The sequence below is a fragment of the Mycobacterium adipatum genome, from assembly GCF_001644575.1.
Taxonomy (GTDB): Bacteria; Actinomycetota; Actinomycetes; order Mycobacteriales; family Mycobacteriaceae; genus Mycobacterium; species Mycobacterium adipatum.
On the sequence record NZ_CP015596.1, the window covers coordinates 1320014 to 1341233 of the forward strand.

Genomic DNA, 21220 nt, shown 5'->3' on the forward strand with positions numbered 1-21220 from the left:
GTGGCCCGGTGCGCACATTGGTTACCGGAGCCGCCGGATTCATCGGATCGACGCTGGTCGATCGCCTGCTCGCGGACGGGCACACCGTCACCGGAGTGGACGATCTGAGCACCGGACGCCGGGCGAACCTGGCCGCCGCCGAACAGCACCCGCAATTCACTTTCGTCGAGGCCGATATCGTCGACGCCGATCTGGCCGCGATCTTGGCCGACGCCGATCCCGAGGTGATCTTCCACCTCGCCGCGCAGATCTCGGTGCGGCATTCGGTGGACAACCCGCAGTTCGACGCCACCGTCAATGTCGTCGGCACCATCCGGCTGGCCGAGGCGGCCCGCACCCACGGGGTCCGCAAGATCGTGCACACCTCGTCGGGCGGCTCCGTCTACGGCACCCCGCCGGTGTACCCGACCGGCGAAGACGTGCCCACCGACCCGGCGTCCCCGTACGCCGCGAGCAAGGTCGCCGGCGAGGTGTACCTCAACACCTTCCGCAACCTGTACAACCTGGACTGCACCCATATCGCGCCGGGCAACGTGTACGGGCCGCGCCAGGATCCGCACGGCGAGGCCGGTGTGGTGGCCATCTTCGCCAAGGCGTTGCTGGCCGGTGTGCCGACCAAGATCTTCGGTGACGGCACCGACAGCCGTGACTATGTCTACGTCGACGATGTGGTGGACGCCTTCGTACGCGCCGCCGGCGCGGCCGGCGGCGGACAACGCTTCAACGTCGGCACCGGGATCAGCACCACGGTCGCCGAGCTGCATACCTCGATCGCCAAAGCGGTCGGCACCGCCGATGACCCCGAGTTTCATCCGGCCCGGCTCGGTGACCTACGCAAATCGCAGCTCGACATCAGCCGTGGCAAGCAGGTGCTGGGCTGGGAACCGCAGGTCGGCCTCGACGAGGGCATCGAGCGCACGGTCGACTACTTCCGCAACGAATCCTGACTTATGAGAAAAAGATAGCGATCGCTCGCTATCTAACCTAGTCTGCGGTCATGCCCTATGACGTGATCATCCGCGACGGCCTGTGGTTCGACGGCACCGGACGCCCGCCGCTGACCCGCTCCCTCGGCATCCGGGACGGCCTGGTGGCCGAGGTGTCGGCGGCCCCGCTGGACGAGACCGGCTGCCCCGAGGTGATCGACGCGGCGGGCAAGTGGGTGCTCCCCGGCTTCATCGACGTGCACACCCACTACGACGCCGAGGTGCTGCTCGATCCCGGCCTGCGGGAATCGGTGCGCCACGGTGTCACCACCGTGCTGCTGGGCATGTGCTCGCTGTCCACGGTGTACGCGGACACCGAGGACGCCGCCGATCTGTTCAGCCGGGTGGAGGCGGTGCCCCGGGAATTCGTGCTCGGCGCACTGAGCACCCACAAGACCTGGACGAATCCCGCCGAGTACGTGGCCGCCATCGACTCGCTGCCGCTGGGCCCGAACATCGCCTCGCTGCTGGGCCATTCCGATCTGCGTGCCTCGGTGCTGGGGCTGGATCGCGCCACCACCCGCGGCGTGGTCCCAACCGATGCCGAACTGGAGATGATGGCCCAGCGTCTCGACGCGGCGCTGGACGCCGGGATGCTCGGCATGTCCGGGATGGACGCCGCCATCGACAAACTCGACGGGGACCGGTTCCGTTCCCGCGCGCTGCCGTCCACCTTCGCCACCTGGCGCGAACGCCGCCGGCTGATCAAGGTGCTGCGCCGGCGCGGCCGCATCCTGCAGAGCGCGCCGAATGTCGCGAAAGCTCAGGAGGCGCTCAACTTCTTCCTGGAGAGCAGTGGGTGGTTCGGTCGTCGCCGCGGCGTTCGGATGAGCCTGCTGGTGTCCGCCGACGCCAAGTCCGCGCCCGGCGCCGTGCACGTGCTGGGCCGCGGCACGCGGCTGCTGAACCGGCTGCTGGACGCGAAGGTGCGCTTCCAGCACCTGCCCGTGCCGTTCGAACTGTATTCCGACGGTATCGATCTGCCGGTGTTCGAGGAGTTCGGCGCCGGCACCGCGGCACTGCACCTGCGCGATCAGCTGGAACGCAACGCGCTGCTCGCCGACCCGGAATATCGACGCCGGTTCCGCAGGTCCTTCGACCGCCGCACACTCGGGCCCGCGTTGTGGCACCGCGATTTCCATGACGCCAGGATCGTCGGCTGCCCCGACGAATCGCTGATCGGTAAGAGCTTCGGGCAGATCGCCGACGAACGCGGGATCCACCCGCTGGATGCCTTCCTGGACGTGCTGGTGGACAACGGCGAGCGCAACGTGCGGTGGACCACCATCGTGGCCAACCACCGCCCCAAGCAGCTCGACAAGCTCGCCAACGAGCCGTCGGTGCACATGGGTTTCTCCGATGCCGGCGCGCACCTGCGCAACATGGCGTTCTACAACTACGCGCTGCGACTGCTCAAGCGCGTTCGCGACGCCGAGCAGGCCGGCCGTCCGTTCATGTCCCCACAGCGCGCCGTGCACCGGCTCACGGCCGAGGTCGCCGACTGGTTCGGGCTGGACGCCGGCACCCTGCGCCGCGGTGACCGGGCCGACTTCGTGGTCATCGACCCAGCGGCGCTGAATGATTCGGTCAACGCCTACCACGAGGCGAGGGTTGCGTTCTACGGTGATCTGAGCCGCATGGTGAACCGCAACGACGACACCGTCGTCGCGACCGGCGTCAACGGCCGACTGGTGTTCTCGGCAGGCGAGTTCCGCGACGGTTACGGCACCACCGTGCGGTCCGGGCGGTATCTGCGGGCGGGTGCACCGAGACCCGCAACCGTCTGAGATGGCCCGTACCCAGCAGCAGCGCCGTGCGGACACCATCGCCCGGCTCCTCGATGCGAGCATCCAGACCATCGTCGAGGTGGGCTACGCCCGCGCCTCGGCGGCGACCATCGCCAAACGGGCCGGCCTGTCGGTCGGGGCGTTGTTCCGGCACTACCCGACCATGGGGGATTTCATGGCCGCCACCGGTCATGAGGTGCTGCGCCGCCAGCTTGACCTGTTCGGCAAACGAGTCGCCGAGATCCCACCCGAGCGGCCCGCACTCGCGGACGTGCTGCAGATCCTCTGCGATGTCACCGGAAACGACACCAACGCGGTGCTCTACGAACTGATGATCGCCGCGCGGACCGACGCCGCGCTGCGCACCTCGCTGCAGGATGTGCTCACCGAATACGCCACCAAGATCGGCGAGGTCGCCGCCGGGCTGCCCGGCGTCGACAGGTTCCCGGCCAACAGCATCCCCGTCCTAACGGCTTTGCTCACCAACACCTTCGACGGGGCGGCGCTGCTGCGCGCGGTGTTACCGATACCCGAGCTGGAGGACAAGCGGATCGCGCTGCTCACCGATCTGCTGGCGGGACGCTAGCCGGCCCCTCCGGTGCGCGCGCACCGTCGAGCGCCACGGCCCTGGCCAGCCGCGCATAACGGAGTTCGAGATCCTTGAACCGCAGGTAGGTGCTCAGGGTGGTGAACAGGAACGCGATCACCAGGGCGTACTCCAGCAGATCCGCTCCGCGGGCCACCCCGAGCTTGTTCGCCAGCAGCGTGGTGTCATCGGGGCGCAGGATGGCGTACACCGCGGCCACCGCGAACAGCAGGTAGCCGACCTTCACCCAGGCCTTGGCCCGGGCGCTGCGACGCGAACGTAACAGATACGCCAGCAGCGTGATGACCGCGGCGATCAGCAGTACCTGAATCCAGTTCACCGGGGCATCCTCCCGCGCAGCAGGCCGTCGAACACGATGTTGACACCGTTGATCAGGGGTTGCCCCTTGGACATCGAATAGTCCGTGTACAGGATCTCCACAGGTTCTTCGGTGACCCGCCAACGCTTTTCGACCGCGAGCGCGATGATCTCGGAGGCATGGCTCATGCCGCTCATGGTGAGGTCCAGCTCATCGGCGACCAACTTGTCGAACACCCGCAGGCCGTTGTGCGCATCGGTCAGGCCCAGCGCCCGATTGCGCGGACTCAGCCACGCGGCGGCACGCAGGACAAACCTCTTGACCGGCGGGGTGTGGCTGACCGCGCCCGGCCCGAACCGGGTACCGATGACGAGATCGACGTCCTCGGCGGTCAAGCGGTCGATCATCGCCACGACATCCTTGGTGCAGTGCTGGCCGTCGGCGTCGAATGTCACGAAGACGGCGGCGCCCGGCCGGCTGCGGGCGTACTCGACGCCGGTCTGAATGGCCGCTCCCTGACCGAGATTCACCGGATGGCGCACCAGGTGCGCGCCGGCTGTGCGGGCGACATCCGCGGTGCCATCTGTGCTGCCGTCGTCGACGCAGACCACGTTCGGGAAAATGGCACGCAGATCGGCGAGCACATCGGCGATGACGCTCGCTTCGTTGAAGGCGGGGACGATGACCCAGACGTCCTGGTAAGGCGTGTCGATGCGGACCAAACTACACGCGATCCGCCGTGGCCAGCGCGTACAGGTGCACCGCGATTCCCACCACCGGCCCGCACAGCAGCGCGGTCACCGTCCTGGTTTCCAGGCCCAGGGGAAGCAGCAGCAGGATGACCGCGGCCAGCGTGGCGCCCACCCAGCCGAACGCGTAGGCGCGGTGCAGGGCGGCCGCGACGGTGGCCGCGCCGGTCAGCGTGAGCAGGGCGATGGCCACCGCGCCCGCGGTGAACCAGGCCAGCAGTCCGCCCGCGGCCTGATAGTCGGGGCCGAAGGCGCTGCGCAGCAGCCACGGGCCGGCGAGCCAGGCCGCCAGTACGCCGAGCATGCCGATCAGCGTGATGGTCAGCGCCGGAACGGCCAGCGCGCGCAGCCGTCGGTGGCGCTGGTCGACGAAGTGTGCGATCAGGTTGCCCTGCATGGCGGTCAGCGGTACCAGCAGCGGCGCCCGGGTGAGCGTCACCGCGAGGATGACCACACCGCCGGCCGCGCCCAGTTCGGGGGTGGTGGCCTTGAGCAGCACCGGGAAACCCATGATCAGGATGGCGCTGGCGCCGGCCGCGGCCACCGAGTGGGAGGCGCCGTTCAGAAAGGTCCGCGTGCTGCCGGCAGCTGTCAGCCGTGCGGCATCGCGGGTGGCCGGGGACATCACCAGCAGGATCAACCAGGCCACCGAACCCGCCACCGTCGCCCACAGGAAGCCGGCCAGTCCCCACCCCAGCACGAAGGCGGCGGCGGCCACCGCCACCCGCAGCGCGGCGTCGGTCACCATCAACGACCCGTACTGCGTCCAGCGGTCCACCCCGGCCAGCATCCCGAGCAGGGTTGCGTGCAGGCAGAATCCGGCCAATCCGACGCTGAGCAGTGCCACGCTCAGCCACTGGTCGGCGGTGAACACCGCCCCCGACCACAGCGGTGCGGTGATCGCGATCGCCAGGGCGGCGCCGACACCCACTGCGGCGGCGATCCGCATCGGCCTGGTGGTCTCGCCCGGCGGCAGGTGCCGCCCACGCAGTGCGCGGACTTCCCGGGTGGATTCCTGGAGCAGGCCGTTGGCGGCGCCGCTGGCCAGCCCGAAGGCGCCCCAGAACACCCCGAAGAGCGAAAACCCGGCCGGTTCCAGATTGCGGGCGGCCAGGTACAGAACGGCGTATCCGCACAGCGCGGACAGGGCGGTGGCGAGTCCGACGCGGGCGACACTTCCCCGCGTGACCGGACCGCGGGCCGGCACTGCCGCGCTGGCGTCGGTCACAGGTCCGGTACGTCCTTGGAATACAGCCAGCGGTCCCACAGCGCGCGCAACGACACCTCGGCATGGTTGGCGGCCAGTCCGGTGAAATCGTCGGTCACCGCCGTGCTGTGCCGGTAGCGCGCAGTCCAATCATGAAGCAGCGCAAAGAAATTATCGTCGCCGATCACACCGCGGAGCGCGTGCAGGGTGAGTGCGCCGCGCTTGTAGACCCGGTCGTCGAACATATCGGCCGGGCCGGGGTCGGTCAGCAGCAGATCATGTGGTGAGTCGCGCAACTTGCGGTGGTAGATCCGCGCCCGCTCGTCGGCGCTCGGGCCGCCGGACTCCTCGGACCACAACCATTCCGCGTAGCAGGCAAACCCCTCGTGCAGCCAGATATCGCGCCAGCGGCGCACCGTCACCGAATTGCCGAACCACTGGTGGGCGAGTTCGTGCGCGATCAACCGCTCCGAGCTGCGCCTGCCGTCGCAGTGGTTGGCCCCGAATATCGAAAGCCCTTGCGCCTCAAGGGGTATCTCCAGATCGTCGTCGGTGACCACGACGGTGTACCCGGTGGCCAGCGGGTACGGCCCGAACTGCCGGATGAACAGTTTCATCATCTGGGGCTGTCGGCCGAAATCGTGGTCGAAGTTGCGCCGCAATCGTTCCGGGAGCACCGCCTGCATCGGCACCGGACTCTTCTGCAGCCGGTAGCGGGTGTATTCGCCGATCTGCAGGGTGATCAGATAGGTCGATGTCGGCTCGGCCTGCTCGTAGACCCAGATGGTGTGGCTGGCCCGCACCTGTTTGGACAGCAGTTCACCATTGGCCAGCGCGTAATACGGACTGTCGGTGCTGATCCGGATGTGGAAGCTGGCCTTGGCGGCGGGGTGATCGTCGCAGGGGAACCACGATGCCGCGCCGTTGGGCTGTCCGGCCACCAGGGCGCCGTTGGACAGTTCCTCGAAACCGACCTCACCCCAGACGGTGCGCAGCGGCCGCGGGGTGCCGCCGTAGCGCACCGCGATGGTCATCGCTGCGCCGGGGGGCAGGGCGGCGCCCAGTGTGATGTGCAGCTTGCCTGCCGCGCACCGGAAATGGCCGGGCCGCCGGCCGTTGACGGTCACCTTCGACACCGACAGCGCGTCGGAGAGGTCGAGGGTGAAGGTGCGCAGCGCGGCGAGCGTCACCGCGGTGATCGTCACCGTGCCGGCGAGCCGGTTGATCGCCACCTTGTACTCGAGGTCCAGTTCGTAGCGGGACACCCGGTAGCCGAAATTGCCGTTGCGCGGTAGGTAGGGGTCGATCACCGGGGGCTGGTGCGACGTCGACTTGCGAAGGGCCTTCTTGGCGGGGCTCACTGGTCGTGCTTCTTCGGCCGCTTGATCGTCCACGGCGCAATCGGGTTGCCCTGCCACCTGGTCCACGGCGGCACCTCGTCCCCGCGCATCACCAGCGACGCCGGCCCGACGGTGGCGCCCTCGCCGATCCGCGACGCCGGCAGCGCCACACAGTGCGGGCCGAGCGTGGCGCCGTCGTCCAGGATGACGGTGTCCATCCGCATGATCCGGTCGTGGAACAGGTGGGTCTGCACCACACAGCCCCGGTTGACGGTGCTTCCGTCACCAAGGGTGATCAGGTCCGCCTCGGGCAACCAGTAGGTCTCGCACCACACCCCGCGGCCGATCTTCGCGCCGAGCCCGCGCAGCCAGACGTTCATCACCGGGGTGCCGGTCGCGGCCCGGGCGAACCACGGTGCCGCCACCGTCTCGACGAAGGTGTCCGACACCTCGTTGCGCCAGACGAAGGATGACCACAGCGGGTGCTCGATGGCATCGATGCGGCCCACCACAAGCCATTTGGCGGCCACCGCGATGCCGCCGGCCACCGCGCCGGCAGCCAGCAGCACCAGGCCACCGGCCAGCGCGGTCCAGCCGTAGCCGATCGTGACGCTCAGCTGATGCAATGCGGCGAGCACCGCGACGCCGATCGCGAAGCTCACGATGACCGGGATGATGCGGCAGGTCTCCACCGCGGCGCGCATCACCCGCAGCTTGGTCGACGGGTTGAAGGTCCGCATCGCGTCGGCGGCAGTGGGTTTGCGTCGCAACCGGATGGGCGGGCTGCCCAACCAGGACGAGCCCGCCTTGGCCTTGTGCGGGGCCGCCGACAGCACCGCCACCAGACCGTCGTCGGGGACGCGCCGGCCCGGCTGGGTGATACCGGAGTTGCCCAGAAAGGCGCGCTTGCCGATGGTCGCCTTCGCGACGTGGATCCAGCCGCCGCCGAGTTCGTAGGAGGCCACCATGGTGTCGTCGGCCAGGAAGGCGCCGTCCTGTATCTCGGTGAACTTCGGGGTCAGCAGGGCCGTCGAGATCTCGGTGTCCTTACCGACTTTCGCGCCCAACAGCCGCAACCACCACGGTGTCAGCAGGCTGGCGTAGATGGGGAACAGGTAGTTGCGCGCGGCGTCCATCAGCCGCTCGGTCGCCCACAGCTGCCAGCCCACCCGGCTGCGCACCGGGTGGTAACCCTCGGTGAGGCCGGCCGAGAGTATCCGCACCCCGCATACGGTCAATGCGGCGTACACCCCCACGGCCACCAGAGCCGCCGCCGGCGTCCACAGCAGAGCCGGGACCAGCGCCGCGGCGGGGGTGGGAGTGCCGTGCACGGCCCAGCCCAGCACCGCGAGTCCGGCGGCCAGCGCGGCCAGCGGCAGCGCACCCAGCAGCATCGAGGTCACGCTGTAGAACGCCACCCAGACGGGGGCGCGGCCGGGACGTTCGTCGGGCCACGGATGGCGTGCCTTACCGGATTTCGCTGCCGGCGAGCCCTTCCAGTACTGCCCGTTCTTCACCTTGCCGAGGACGCCGGAGCCCGCGGCGACGTCGGCGTTCTTACCCACGACGGCCCCCGGGAACAGGGTGGTGCGGGCGCCGATGGTGGAGTCGTTGCCCACGGTGACCGGTCCGACATGGAACACATCGCCGTCGATCCAGTGCCCGGTCAGATCGACCTCGGGTTCGATCGAGCACCGATGGCCGAGGGTCAGCATGCCGGTGACCGGCGGCGTGGAGTGCAAGTCGACGCCCTTGCCGACGGAATTACCAAGGGCGCGGGCGTAATACACCAACCACGGGGCCCCGGCCTGGTTCTCTGCGCCGCTGGCCTCGGCGAGGCGCTCGGCGAACCAGACCCGCAGATGCTCGGAACCCCCGCGCCGGTAGCTGCCCGGTTGCAGCCCCGACAGCAGAGTGCGCGCACCCAGCACGGCGATGCCCATCCGTCCCGGCGGGGTGATGAAGATCAAGAATCCGGCGATGATCCACCACCAGTTCAGGCTGTTCGCCCACGGCACCAGCTCGGTGGCCGCGGCGACGTTGTTCAGGATCGCCAGCCAGATCACCCATTGCAGACCGGTCAGCGTCGCCAACGGCACCGTCAGCGCCACCTGCGCCAGTTGGGTGAGAACCGGGGTCGGTGCCACATCGCGGCGCACGACCTCCGGCGGTGGAGCCAGCTCGTCGAGATAACCGGCCAGCGAGCCGAGCCGGGGGTGGTCGTACAGATCGGCGACGGTCACCTGCGGATAGCGTCCGCGTACCGCGGTCACCAACTGTGCGGCCGACAGCGACCCGCCGCCGAGTTCGAAGAAGTCGGCTTCCGGACCGTCGACGGCTGCGGCCAGCACATCGCGCCACAGGCCGGCCAGCCAGCCCATGGTTCCACCGAGGTCGGGTTCCTCTTCCGCGGCGGCGCCCGGGGGCGGCCACGGCAGCGCATTGCGATCGACCTTGCCCGAGGTCCGGGTGGGCAGTTCGTCGAGCAGGACCAGCCGCGGCACCAGCGCGGCGGGCAGCGCCACCGAGAGCGCAGCCCGCGCGGCCGCCAGGTCGAAGCCGGGATCGGCGCTCGCGATGTAACCGACCAGCAGGGGATTGCCACTGGTGGTGCGGCGCACCGCGGCGGCCCCGCCGCTGACACCGGGCAGGTTCACCAGCGCGGCATCCACCTCACCCAGTTCGATGCGGCGTCCACCGACCTTGACCTGATCATCGGCGCGGCCCTGGAAGTACAGGCCGTCGGCCTCCAGCCGGACCAGATCGCCGCTGCGGTAGGCGCGCTCCCACCCCAGCGAAGGCATGGCCGCGTACTTCTCGGCATCCTTCTCGGGGTCCAGGTAACGGGCCAGGCCCACGCCGCCGATGACCAGCTCGCCGGTTTCGCCGAGTCCGACGGGCAGGCCGTCCTTGTCGACGACGACGAGGTCCCAACCGGCCAACGGGAGCCCGATGCTGACGGCGGAGCGACCGTCCAGCGGGGCCGCGCAGGCCACCACGGTGGCCTCGGTGGGGCCGTAGGTGTTCCACACCTCGCGTCCGTCGACGGCGAGTCGTTCGGCGAGTTCGGGCGGGCAGGCCTCACCGCCGAAGATCAGCAGCCGGACCGCTTCGAGCGCCTCGGCGGGCCACAGCGCGGCCAGGGTGGGGACGGTGGAGACGACGGTGATATCCCGGGTCACCAGCCACGGCCCCAGGTCCATGCCGCTGCGCACCAGCGATCGCGGAGCGGGGACCAGACACGCGCCGTGGCGCCAGGCCAGCCACATCTCCTCACACGATGCGTCGAATGCCACCGACAGCCCGGCCAGGACGCGGTCTCCGGGACCCAACGGGGCGTCACGCAGGAACATCCGGGCCTCGGCGTCGACGAACGCGGCGGCGTTGCGGTGGGTGACCGCGACGCCCTTGGGGGTGCCGGTCGACCCGGAGGTGAAGATGATCCACGCGTCGTCGCGAGTCAGCGGTGCCGCCGCCCGCCACCCGCGCGATGAGCCGGGGCCGCGCACCAGGCCGTCATCGGTGATGATCGCCACCACCTGCGCCTCACCGAAGACCAGTGCGGCGCGTTCCTCGGGATCGTCGGCGTCGACCGGGACGTAGGCGGCGCCGGTGGCCAGGGTGGCCAGGATCGCGGTGTAGAGCGCGTAGCTGCCCGAGGCCATCCGGATACCGATGCGATCACCGCGGCCGATACCGCGGGCAGCCAGCCACTGCACGCTCTCCTCGATGTCGCCGAGCAGTTCGGCATAGGTCAGCTGCACCTCGCCGTCATCGATGGCGGGAGCGTCCGGGAAGCGGTTGGCGGTCTCGTAGAGGACGTCGATCAAGGTCCGCGGGGGCGCGGCCGCCGGGGAAAGTAGGTACTGGGGAGGAATGGCCTGCCCGGGCTCCGCTGTCACTGTTACAAACTACTAAGCCACCCGAGGGGCCCGCGCGCGGCGCGCTGCCCGGCTCGTCGGGTTCACCTCGCGTTGATCGCAACCCTTGGCCGCACCGCGGCCGCATTCTTACCGTGACGGGGTGCGGCTATTCGTGGCAGATGAAGCGTGGAGTGAACTGACGTCCGGCCCAGAGCCGGTGATTCGGGTGGCCGCCGGCGACCTCCAGCAGGCCCGGCGGACCCGTGCCCGGCTGCGTGGGCGCGACGGCACGGTGGCGGTGATCCTCGATGTCACCGTCGCGGTCGCCGACGATGTGCGGGCGGCGTACGCGTCGCTCGGCTCGGGGGACGCGGTGCGGGGTGTGCGCTACGCGGGCACCGTGAACGGACTGGCGGGATTGCTCGCCGATATCGAGACCGCGGGGGTGGCCGACGGTGTCACGCTGGTCGGACCGTCCGCAGCTGCGGAGGACGCCGCGCCGGATCTGGCCGAGATCGGCAGGACCGTGCTGACGCTGCTGGAGCAGCGCCACCGGGCCTGCGCCTGAACCACCGCCGACTGATGCAGTAGCTGCATTAGTCGGCGCCGAATCGGTCTTGGACATGAATGGATCGGCGTCTTAGCGTGGGTGTCATGACAGCCATGCTCGCCAATCAGCTGACCGGCCAGATGATCATCGCGGGATCGCCCGTCACTGGTTCGGGCGCCGAGATCCGCGGCTTCGATCCCGCCGCCGGTGCAGCGCTCGAACCCGTCTACCGCCATGGCGACAGCACCGATGTCCAGACCGCTGCCGCGGCGGCCGCGGCGGCATTTCCGACATACCGGGCCACCACCTCCGAGCAGCGCGCCCAGTTCCTGGAAGCCATCGCCACCCGCATCGAGGCGGTCGGCGAGACGCTGATCGCCCGGGCCGTCGCCGAGAGCGGCCTGCCCCAGGCCCGCATCACCGGCGAGGTCGGACGCACCACCGGTCAGCTGCGGCTGTTTGCCGGCGTACTGCGGGAAGGCAGCTGGAACGGCGCGCGTATCGACACCGCGCTGCCCGACCGGGCTCCGCTACCCCGCCCGGACATCCGCCAGCGCAACATTGCGCTGGGGCCGGTAGCCGTATTCAGCGCCTCGAATTTCCCGCTCGCCTTCTCGGTGGCCGGCGGCGACACCGCGTCCGCGCTGGCCGCCGGCTGCCCCGTGATCGTCAAGGCACACGACGCACATCCGGGCACCTCGGAGATCGTGGCCCGCGCCATCACCGCGGCCGTCGCCGACAGCGGACTGCCTGCCGGGACCTTCTCGTTGCTGTACGGAACCGGTGAGCAACTGGGCATCCAGTTGGTCACCGACCCGAGGATCAAGGCCGTCGGATTCACCGGATCCCGCACCGGCGGAACAGCTCTGGTCGCCGCGGCCGCGGCCCGCCCCGAGCCCATCCCGGTCTACGCCGAGATGAGCTCCATCAACCCGGTATTCCTGCTCGACGGCGCCCTGCAATCCCGTGGCCCCGAACTCGGCAAGGCGTTCATCGGCTCACTGACCATGGGTTCGGGGCAGTTCTGTACCAATCCCGGACTGATCATCGCCGTCGACGGCCCAGGCCTGGACGCGTTCGTCGATGCCGCCCGGGAGGCCGTCTCGGCCGCGCCCGCCGCCCCCATGCTCACCCCGCACATCGCCCGCAACTACGCAAACGGGGTCGAATCCCTGTCCGGGGCGGCCGAATTGGTCGCGCGTGGAGAACGCAGCAGTAGCGAAACCTGTGGTCAGGCAGCGTTGTTCAGCACCGATGCGGACAGGTTCCTGGCATCCCAAGACCTGCAGGCAGAGGTCTTCGGTTCGTCGAGCCTGATCGTGCGCTGCGCGGATGCCGACCAGATGGCCGCGGTGGCCCAGGGCCTCGAAGGGCAGCTCACCGCGACCGTGCACGCCGAGGACACCGACCTGGAGGCGGCCGGCCGGTTGCTGCCACTGCTCGAGCTCAAGGCCGGCCGGATCCTGTTCAACGGCTGGCCGACCGGTGTCGAGGTATGCCACGCCATGGTGCACGGCGGCCCGTTCCCGGCCACCTCCGATTCCCGGACCACCTCGGTCGGAGCCCGTGCCATCGAACGCTTCCTGCGTCCGGTCGCCTACCAGGGCGTGCCGAAAGCTCTGCTGCCCAACGCCATCGCCGACGGCAACCCTGATGGCCTGTGGCGTCGCGTCGACGGCCAGCTCACCCAATCCTGATCCCCACATCTGATCCGAAAGGTCTGCTCATGCGTCCCCACTTCCAGGGCGTTCTGTTCTTCCCCGTCACCCCGTTCACCGAAGCCGGTGCCGTCGACCTCGACGCGCTGGCAGCGCACCTGAGCAAGGGGCTCGACGCCGGACCCGGTGGGATCTTCATCGCGTGCGGCACCGGCGAGTTCCATGCCATCGACGAGGACGAATTCCGGGCGATCGTCGACACGGCCGTGAAGGTGGTCGCCGGCCGCGTCCCGGTGTATGCGGGCGCGGGTGGCTCGGTGGCACAGGCCAAACGGTTCGCGATCGCCGCGCAGGAAGCCGGCGCCGACGGCCTGTTGCTGCTGCCGCCCTACCTGGTGGAGGTGCCGCAGCCGGGCCTGGTCGACTACGTCACCGCGGTCGCCGGGGCCACCGAGCTGCCCGTCATCGTGTACAACCGCAACAACGCAAAGTTCACCGAGGCCTCCGCGGTCGCGGTCGCCAAGATCGGAAACGTCATCGGGTTCAAGGACGGCACCGGCAATTTCGATCAGGTGGCCCGCATCGTCGCGGCCGTGACCACCCAGGTCGACCCTGACTTCCTGTTCTTCAACGGGCTGCCCACCGCGGAGACCACCCAGCTGGCGTTCCGCGCCATCGGGGTGCCGCTGTACTCATCGGCCACCTTCGCCTTCGCTCCCGACCTCGCCCTGGCCTTCTACAACTCCCTGGAGTCGGGTAACACCGAGCTGACCAACGCACTGCTCAACGCGTTCTTCATCCCGCTGGTACAGCTGCGCGACACCGTCCCCGGCTACGCCGTCTCGCTGGTCAAGGCCGGTGTGACGATGGAGGGTGTGCCGGCCGGGCCGGTGCGTCCGCCGCTGGTGATGCCGCACGCCGACGATCTCGCTCAGCTGAGCACGATCGTCGCCGCGGGTCGAGCCGTGCTGGCCGCATCGCTGAGCGAGGCCGTCTAACCCATGGTTGAGCAGAGGACGACGCCGATACGGATCACCGGAGCCCGCATCACCCCGGTCGCGTTCGCCGATCCGCCGCTGCTCAACACGGTCGGGGTGCACCAGCCCTACGCGCTGCGCGCGATCATCCAGCTCGACACCGATGCCGGCCTGGTGGGCCTGGGGGAGACGTACGCCGACAGCCGTCACCTCGCCCGCCTGAACGCCGCCGCGGAAGCAATCACCGGCTTGGATGTCTTCGCGCTCAACGCGATCCGGGCCACCATCGCGGTAGCGTTGGCGGATGACCTGAAATCTGATACGGCCGCCGTCGGCACGGCCGGCATGATCACCACGGCGAGCGCCGTGGATCAGGTGCTCTCCCCGTTCGAGGTGGCATGCCTGGATATACAGGGCCACTGGCTCGGTCGGCCCGTCTCGGATCTGCTGGGCGGCAAGGTCCGCGACGCGGTGCCGTTCAGTGCGTACCTGTTCTACAAGTGGGCCGCCCATCCCGGTCAGGAACCCGATCGCTTCGGCGAGGCACTGGACCCGGCCGGTCTGGTGGCGCAGGCGCGCCGCATCATCGACGAATACGGCTTCACCGCAATCAAACTCAAGGGCGGGGTGTTCCCTCCCGAGGAGGAGATGGCGGCCATTGAGGCGCTGGCCGAGGCGTTCCCCGGCATGCCGCTGCGGCTGGACCCCAACGCCGCGTGGACCCCGCAAACCTCGGTGAAGGTGGCTTCGGGGCTGGCCGGAATTCTGCAATACCTGGAGGATCCGACACCCGGCCTGGACGCGATGGCCGAGGTGGCCCAGCAGGCCCCGATGCCGCTGGCCACCAACATGTGCGTTGTCGCGTTCGATCAACTGGCGCCCGCCGTCGCGAAGGGTTCGGTGAAAGTCGTTCTCTCCGACCACCATTACTGGGGCGGCCTGCACCGTTCCCGGTTGCTGGCGGGAATCTGTGAGACCTTCGGGCTGGGCCTGTCGATGCACTCCAACTCGCACCTCGGTATCAGCCTGGCGGCGATGGTGCACCTGGCCGGGGCAACGCCCAACCTCACCTATGCCTGCGACACGCACTGGCCGTGGAAGACCGAAGACGTGGTCACGGACGGCGCGCTGCGCTTCGTCGACGGAGCCGTCGCGGTGCCCACCACATCCGGTCTCGGTGTCGAGATCGACGAGGACGCACTGGCCGCGCTGCACGAGCAGTACCTGCGCTGCGGGATCCGCGACCGGGATGACACCGGGTACATGCAGTCCGTGCATCCGGACTTCGAACTGGCCGGCCCACGCTGGTAGACGCTGTCTGTTCTGCTGTCCTTCTCCCCGTCGCCTCGCTCGCCCGATACGGTGGGTGGATGGAAGACCAGCCGGCGGTTGCCGTCGCCCACCCACCACAGTCGCTGCTCGATCTCGTCAACCGGGTGCTCAAGGTCGCGCTCAAGACCCCGCTCGGCGGGCTCGCCGGCGATTTCATGCTGGTGGCCTTCACCGGCCGCAAGAGCGGGAAGCGGTATGCGACACCGGTGAGCGCGCACGTCCTCGACGGTGCTCTCTATGTCGTGCTGGAGGCGCAGTGGAAGTACAACTTCCGCGACGGCGCCGACGCGCAGGTGTCCTACCGCGGCAAAACCCGCACCATGCGTGGCGAACTGATCACCGAACCCGGCGCCGTCGCCGACATCGCCGACCGGATCGCCAAGTCCTACAGCCCGAAGAAGGCGCAACGGCAGATGGGGATGGCGTTCCGCGACGGGGCATACCCCACCCTGGACCAGTGGGAGGAATCCGCACGCCGGCTTAAGATTGCGGCCATCAAGCTCACGTGAGGGCCGGGACGCGGTCGGCGATGACGAAGGTGGCGTCCGTCCGGGCCGGCGCGCCGGGGCGGGTCACGAACGCCAACGTGCGGAAGTCGGCCCGCAATTCGTCGGCGGTGATGCGGGTGCGGACGTAGCCGCGGCGATCGCCGAAGTACTTGATATGCGGGTTCTCCACAAGGAGCGCGCCGACAGCCGGACGGTAGTCCGAGCCGTCCCCGCCCGACGAGATCGACGTCGTCACCAATTCCGTTGCCACCGGACCCAATCGGGGGTCACTGATCTCCGCTGCCCAATGCGCGTGTACATCGCCGGTGAGCACGACCGGGTTGCGCGCGCCGGCCAGCCCGGCGGTGATCCGGTTGCGGCAGGCCGCGTACCCGTCCCAGGCATCGGCGTTGGCGCCGCGGCGCGGGCCTGCCTGGACGTCCAGCGGCGCGAAGAACACCTGCTGGCCCAGGATGTCCCAGCGGGCCCGCGACCCCCGCAGGCCGTCGAGCAGCCAGCGCTCCTGCTCCGGACCGGTGAGCGTGCGCCCCGCGGAGTTCAGTTCCGGGCAGTCGGCGCCATACGCATCGCCGCAGGCCTGATCCGTCCGGTACTGGCGGGTGTCGAGCATGTGGAAGGTCGCCAGCGCGCCCCACTGCACGCGCCGGTAGAGCTGCATCGAGGCGCCCCGGGGACGCGCCGAGGCCCGCAGCGGCATGTTCTCGTAATAGGCCTGCATGGCCGCGGCGCGGCGTGCCGGGAAGTCCGGCTGCGGCTCCTCGGGCACCGAGGCGGCCCAGTTGTTGTCCAGTTCGTGGTCGTCGAAGACCACCAACCACGGGGCCGCGGCGTGCGCGGCCTGCAGATCGGGGTCGGTGCGGTACTGCGCGAACCGCTGCCGGTACTGGGCCAGCGTGACCGTTTCCGGGCCTGCGTGCCGGCGCACGGCGCGGTCACCGGCGACGGCCTCGTACTGGTAATCACCTAGGTGCACAACAAGATCCGGGTCGTCCTCGGCCAGTCGCCGATACCCGGTGAACCAGCCCTGCTCGTAGTTGGAACACGACGCGAAACACATCGTCAGGGCGCCCGAGGCGCCGGGTGCGGGCGCCGTCCGGGTCCGCCCGGTGGCCGAGAGGTAGCCGCCGGTACGGAATCGGTAGAAGTACTCGCTGCCCGGACGTAAACCCGTGAGTTCGACGTGCACGGCGTGGGCCGATTCCGGTGCGGCCAGCGCCATCCCGCGCTGCTCGATGCCGTGGAAGCGGTCGTCGGTGGCGACCTCCCACTCGACATCGACAGCTCGCCAGGGCATTCCTCCGCGGCCGTCATCGGCCAGCGGTGCGGGCGCCAACCGGGTCCAGATCACCACACCGCCGGGAGCCGGGTCACCGGAGGCCACCCCGAGGGTGAACGGGTCGCCGCTGCGCGGGCGACCGGATCCGAGCAGGGGGATCGCCGCGACCGCCAGGGCTCCGCCCAACAGCGCCCGGCGGCTGAGATTCGTCGACACGGGGCAGTGTCAGCTGCCGACCTTGCCCGCAGGTGACGCGCAGTGATCCGGTGTCTCTCGGTCAGCCGTCATCTCGTGGTCGCGTGCTGGCGGGCGCACGCACCGCCTCGAACAGCGACACCAGAACCTCGATGAGGTGCTCCCGCTCGACCTCGACATCACCGAGCAGCACCGCGCCGATCGTGCTGATCACCCCGCCGACCAGGAACTGCGAGACCAGCCGCAGGTCGGTGGGCAGATCATCGGTCGGGAGGCCGGGATCGCCGGAGGATGCCGTGGACGCCAGCATCCCGGCGAACCGGCTGGACTCCTGCAGGCTGCGCCGGCCCAACGCCGGGGACGCGGTGGCCTCCAGCACCAGGATCCGGCCCTTGCGTGGATCGGCGAGGATCAGGTCCACCAGCTCGGCGAGCACCGCCCGGGTCCTGGCGAGATCGTCATCGGGTGCCTCGGCCAGCGCGGTCACCGAGCGCCGCGCGCTCTCCTCGACAACCATGTCGTAAACCGCCAGATGCAGCGACTCGATATCGGGAAAGCTCTCGTAGAAGTAGCGGGCCGCCACCCCCGAGGCTTCGGTGACGCCGCGCACCGTGGTGCCCGCGATACCCCGGGTGCCCATCAATTCCAACCCGGCGGCGAGCAGTCGGGCGCGTCGTTCGGCGACCCGGTCATCCGCGGTCTGCCCTCCATACCGCCGGGTGACCATCGGACCATCTTGACACAGCGCCCAGGGTGCTGGTTTCCTAAATCTGCACACAGTCGTTTCCTGTTTTGAGGTGGGGAGCAGATGTCCGGAGCCGCAATCGAAATCGACACCGCAACGCCGAAACCGTGGGAGCCGGGGCAACCACATCACGAGCTGGCCGCCGACGTGCGCTGGTGGATGGGGACGCCATTGGCGTTCGCGCTGTTCGGGCGGCTGGCGCTGGACCAGGTGGCCTATCGCAAGGTCGCCGCCGCCGTCGACGCCAGCGGGCGCTTCGCGACGAACTTCACCGACCGAGGCCTGAACAGCTATCTGTGGAACGGCCCGCTCGCATTCGCCGACGATGCCGACCGGCACGCCACCCAGGAACGCCTGAAATCCAAGCACGGCGCGGTGCACGGTGTGGGCAAGGGCGACTTCGAGGGCGAGCGGTACAGCGCACTGGACCCGAAGCTGTGGAAATGGGTCGGTACCACCTCGCTGAACATCTTCTACGCCGGCTATGTCGCCATCTACGGCGCGGAACTCAACGCCGAGCAGCGCGAGGTCGTGTACCGAACCGTCTGCGCGATGGCCGATATCGGGCTGCCGAGCTCGGCCGCCGAGGTGCCACCGACGGTGGCCGAGATGCAGGCGTACTACGACGAGGTCGCCGCGACCGAACTCGCGTCGAACCCGTTCTTGTTGTGGGCCGCCGCTCAGTTCTCCGCCCCACCGGTGCCGACGCTGTTCGGCCCGCCGTGGCTGCACCGGATCGTCGCGCCGGCTTGGCGGCTGGCCGTCCCGGTGCTGGCCCGGCCCGCCCGGATCTGCGCCGAATCCACCACCCACCCGAAGATGATGGAATTGCTGGGCAGCACCTGGAATTCGGGCAAGCGGGTCGAGTTCGCCTGTTACCGGGCCGGGATCCGGGCGGCGCGGCGGTGGTTGCCGAAATGGGCACTGCTGGAACCGATGGCCTACAACCGGTACCGCTATGAACAGTTGCGCGCCTTCCATCGCACGTACGAGTTGGAGTCCTTCGCGTCCGCAGCGAGCTAGACTGATGCACTGCTGACGCCCCGCAGCGGCGCGGTGATACGAGGAGTGCATGGATGTTCTCACTGGCCCGGCTGTCCTGCTTCATCGCCGTCGCCGAGGAACTGCATTTCGGCCGCGCGGCCGAGCGACTGCACATGACCCAGCCGCCGCTGAGCCGTCAGATCCAGCAGCTGGAAACCGAACTCGGCGTCCAACTCATCGACCGCACCACGCGCTCGGTCACTCTGACCCCGGCAGGGGTGGCTTTCCTGCCCGATGCGCGGCGCATCGTGGCACTGGCCGAGAGCGCGGCGCTCACCGTGCGGCGGGTACCCGCGGGTGATCTGGGCACCGTGGTGGTCGGGTTCACCGCAGCTTCCGCGCACGCGGTGCTGCCGCGTCTGCTCGAGCAGACCCGCAACACCCTTCCCGATGTGAAACTCGAACTGCGCGAGATGGTTTCATCGGTACAGATCGAGGCCCTGATGAGCGGGGAGATCGATCTGGGTATGGCGCGCCCGCCGTTGAAACGCCCGGGGATCGTGTCCCGCCCGCTGTTGCACGAACAGTTGGTGGCGGCTCTGCCCGCCGGGCACCCGTTGACCGGCCAGGCGCGTCAGCTCACCCTCAACGATCTCGACGGCCAGGACTTCGTGATGTACTCCCCGGTGCAGGCGCGCTATTTCAACGAATTGTTGATCAGCACATTCACCATCGCCGGGGCGACCCCGCGGTACGTCCAGTTCGTCACCCAGGTGCACACCATGCTGGTGCTGGTGCGGTCCGGGATCGGGATCGCGCTGGTACCGGCCTCGGCGGCCACCCTGCACCCCGAGGGCGTGGTGTTCCGCTCGATCGGTGCGTTCCGGGAGCGCCCGGTCGAACTCGACGCGTGCTGGCGTGGCGACAGCACCAACCCGGCACTGTTGCGATTGCTACGCGATGTGCTGCCGGCCCGCGAATGGACCACCGACGACCTGGTCGACGAGGTGATCGGCTAGACGCGTGCTCCCGGCTGGAGTACCGGGGTGACCAGCCGTCCGCTGGACAGGAACTCGTCGAGATTGCGCAGGGTGAGCTCCTCCATCGCCGCGCGGGTCTGCACGGTGCCGCTGCCGATATGCGGGAGCAGCACCACGTTGTCCATCGTCAGCAATTCGGCCGGGACATGGGGCTCGTCGGCGAACACGTCGAGTCCGGCCCCGGCCAGGCGGCCCGCACGGAGCGCAGCCACCAAGGCCGCCTCGTCGACGACGCTGCCGCGGGCGATGTTGATCAGGTAACCGTCCGCGCCGAGCGCGTCGAGCACCGTGGCGTCGACCAGCTTGCTGGTGGCATCTCCGCCGGCCGCGGCGATCACCAACACGTCGACACGCTGCGCGAGTTCGGCCGCCGAGCCCACGTAGGTGTACGGAGAGTCGGTGACCTCACGACGGTTGTGGTAACTGACGGTGCAGCCGAATGCGTTGAGCCGCTTAGCGATCGCGCTGCCGATACGGCCCAGACCGATGATGCCGACCCGGCTGTTGCTCACCTGGCGGGTCAGCGGATAGGTGCCGCCGCCCGACCACTGGCCGGTGCGCACGTAGCGGTCGGCCGCGGAGAACCGGCGCATGGTGTCGATCAACAGGCCCACCGCGGTGTCGGCGACGCAGTCGGTCAGGACGTCGGGGGTATTACTCACCCCGACGCCCCGAAGTGCAGCAGCATCCATATCGGTGGTGTCGTAGCCCACGCCGAAATTCACCACCGCGCCCAGGCGCGGCAGCGCGGCCATCAGCGCGGCGTCGACGCCGGTACGACCCGAGGTGACGACGGCGGTGATATCGGCGCCGGGCCCGGCGAGGAACTCGGCACGCGCCGCGGCGTCCGTGGGGAGGGTCTGCGCGCCGTAGCGGGTCCGCAGGGTCTCGGCCAGGGACGGCTTGAGGGGGCCGACCTGCAGGACGTTGGCTGAACTGGGCATGACTGCTCCTTCGCTGCTCTCACTACGTACGGTAGGGAGACCTGCGGATACCTGTCCAACACGGAATTAGCATGGGTTAATGCAGAACCGGCATGACTAGGCATTTGCACGCCGGTCGCGGGTATCAAAGCTCCGGCGGGTGCGGTGTACCCGCAGTTCAGCGGCATTTTGGG

General features: G+C 69.1%; 18 protein-coding genes. 10 read left to right on the plus strand and 8 right to left on the minus strand.

Annotated features, from left to right (window positions below; translation table 11 throughout):
- Positions 1 to 8: 8 nt before the first annotated feature.
- The 3 genes from A7U43_RS06135 to A7U43_RS06145 are packed head-to-tail and all read left to right on the plus strand — an operon-like array spanning position 9 to position 3359.
- Positions 9 to 947, plus strand: a complete 939-nt coding sequence (locus tag A7U43_RS06135; protein WP_067992329.1) for an NAD-dependent epimerase/dehydratase family protein — start codon at positions 9 to 11, stop codon at positions 945 to 947.
- Between the two features lie 50 nt (positions 948 to 997).
- Positions 998 to 2773 carry an N-acyl-D-amino-acid deacylase family protein gene (locus tag A7U43_RS06140; RefSeq protein WP_067992331.1) on the plus strand — a complete coding sequence of 592 codons (1776 nt, stop codon included), beginning with the start codon at positions 998 to 1000 and terminating at the stop codon, positions 2771 to 2773.
- A gap of 1 nt (position 2774) precedes the next feature.
- On the plus strand, positions 2775 to 3359 hold the full coding sequence (locus A7U43_RS06145) for a TetR/AcrR family transcriptional regulator (protein ID WP_067992334.1): 585 nt from the start codon (positions 2775 to 2777) through the stop codon (positions 3357 to 3359).
- Here the strand turns inward: A7U43_RS06145 and A7U43_RS06150 are convergent.
- Genes A7U43_RS06150 through A7U43_RS06170 form a run of 5 tightly spaced genes read right to left on the minus strand, consistent with a single transcriptional unit; the run spans position 3334 to position 10876 of the window.
- The gene (locus tag A7U43_RS06150; RefSeq protein WP_067992338.1) at positions 3334 to 3699 is read right to left on the minus strand and encodes a DUF2304 domain-containing protein; all 366 of its coding nucleotides are present in this window, start codon (positions 3697 to 3699) and stop codon (positions 3334 to 3336) included. The two genes, A7U43_RS06145 and A7U43_RS06150, sit on opposite strands and share 26 nt — an antisense overlap.
- Entirely contained in the window at positions 3696 to 4400 is a 705-nt protein-coding gene (locus tag A7U43_RS06155; RefSeq protein ID WP_082902032.1) for a glycosyltransferase family 2 protein, read from the minus strand. Before A7U43_RS06155 ends, A7U43_RS06150 begins: the two co-directional genes overlap by 4 nt.
- Position 4401: 1 nt before the next feature.
- Entirely contained in the window at positions 4402 to 5655 is a 1254-nt protein-coding gene (locus tag A7U43_RS06160; protein ID WP_067992341.1) for a polysaccharide biosynthesis protein, read from the minus strand.
- Positions 5652 to 6995, minus strand: a complete 1344-nt coding sequence (locus A7U43_RS06165; protein ID WP_067992344.1) for a M1 family metallopeptidase — start codon at positions 6993 to 6995, stop codon at positions 5652 to 5654. Before A7U43_RS06165 ends, A7U43_RS06160 begins: the two co-directional genes overlap by 4 nt.
- Entirely contained in the window at positions 6992 to 10876 is a 3885-nt protein-coding gene (locus A7U43_RS06170) for a Pls/PosA family non-ribosomal peptide synthetase (protein WP_067992347.1), read from the minus strand. Before A7U43_RS06170 ends, A7U43_RS06165 begins: the two co-directional genes overlap by 4 nt.
- Positions 10877 to 11009: 133 nt before the next feature.
- On the opposite strand from A7U43_RS06170, the gene A7U43_RS06175 reads away from it, so the two are divergent.
- The 5 genes from A7U43_RS06175 (at position 11010) to A7U43_RS06195 (ending at position 15863) form a co-directional block, all read left to right on the plus strand.
- Entirely contained in the window at positions 11010 to 11405 is a 396-nt protein-coding gene (locus A7U43_RS06175; RefSeq protein ID WP_068002007.1) for a hypothetical protein, read from the plus strand.
- An 86-nt stretch (positions 11406 to 11491) separates the two neighbouring features.
- Positions 11492 to 13084 (plus strand): aldehyde dehydrogenase (NADP(+)), encoded by a 1593-nt coding sequence (locus tag A7U43_RS06180; protein ID WP_068002010.1) that lies wholly within the window; start codon positions 11492 to 11494, stop codon positions 13082 to 13084.
- A 29-nt stretch (positions 13085 to 13113) separates the two neighbouring features.
- Positions 13114 to 14043 (plus strand): 5-dehydro-4-deoxyglucarate dehydratase, encoded by a 930-nt coding sequence (locus A7U43_RS06185; RefSeq protein WP_067992350.1) that lies wholly within the window; start codon positions 13114 to 13116, stop codon positions 14041 to 14043.
- Between the two features lie 3 nt (positions 14044 to 14046).
- Positions 14047 to 15333, plus strand: coding sequence for a glucarate dehydratase family protein (locus A7U43_RS06190; RefSeq protein ID WP_067992352.1), 1287 nt, complete (start codon positions 14047 to 14049; stop codon positions 15331 to 15333).
- 59 nt (positions 15334 to 15392) lie between these two features.
- Complete coding sequence (locus tag A7U43_RS06195) at positions 15393 to 15863, plus strand: PNPOx family protein (protein WP_067992355.1); 471 nt, start codon at positions 15393 to 15395, stop codon at positions 15861 to 15863.
- Here A7U43_RS06195 and A7U43_RS06200 read toward each other — a convergent pair.
- Together A7U43_RS06200 and A7U43_RS06205 are read right to left on the minus strand one after the other, a co-directional pair.
- A complete protein-coding gene (locus A7U43_RS06200) occupies positions 15856 to 17355 on the minus strand; it encodes an alkaline phosphatase D family protein (protein ID WP_067992360.1) in 1500 nt (499 codons plus the stop codon). The genes A7U43_RS06195 and A7U43_RS06200 overlap by 8 nt on opposite strands.
- 61 nt (positions 17356 to 17416) lie before the next feature.
- Positions 17417 to 18061: a TetR/AcrR family transcriptional regulator gene (locus tag A7U43_RS06205; protein ID WP_067992362.1), complete on the minus strand. Its 645-nt coding sequence runs from the start codon at positions 18059 to 18061 to the stop codon at positions 17417 to 17419.
- A gap of 81 nt (positions 18062 to 18142) precedes the next feature.
- Between A7U43_RS06205 and A7U43_RS06210 the strand changes: the two genes are divergently transcribed.
- Both A7U43_RS06210 and A7U43_RS06215 read left to right on the plus strand, forming a co-directional pair.
- The gene (locus A7U43_RS06210; RefSeq protein ID WP_067992365.1) at positions 18143 to 19102 is read left to right on the plus strand and encodes an oxygenase MpaB family protein; all 960 of its coding nucleotides are present in this window, start codon (positions 18143 to 18145) and stop codon (positions 19100 to 19102) included.
- Positions 19103 to 19155: 53 nt separating this feature from the next.
- On the plus strand, positions 19156 to 20082 hold the full coding sequence (locus A7U43_RS06215; RefSeq protein WP_067992368.1) for a LysR family transcriptional regulator: 927 nt from the start codon (positions 19156 to 19158) through the stop codon (positions 20080 to 20082).
- Here the strand turns inward: A7U43_RS06215 and A7U43_RS06220 are convergent.
- Entirely contained in the window at positions 20079 to 21047 is a 969-nt protein-coding gene (locus A7U43_RS06220) for a 2-hydroxyacid dehydrogenase (RefSeq protein ID WP_067992372.1), read from the minus strand. The two genes, A7U43_RS06215 and A7U43_RS06220, sit on opposite strands and share 4 nt — an antisense overlap.
- Between the last annotated feature and the right edge of the window lie 173 nt (positions 21048 to 21220).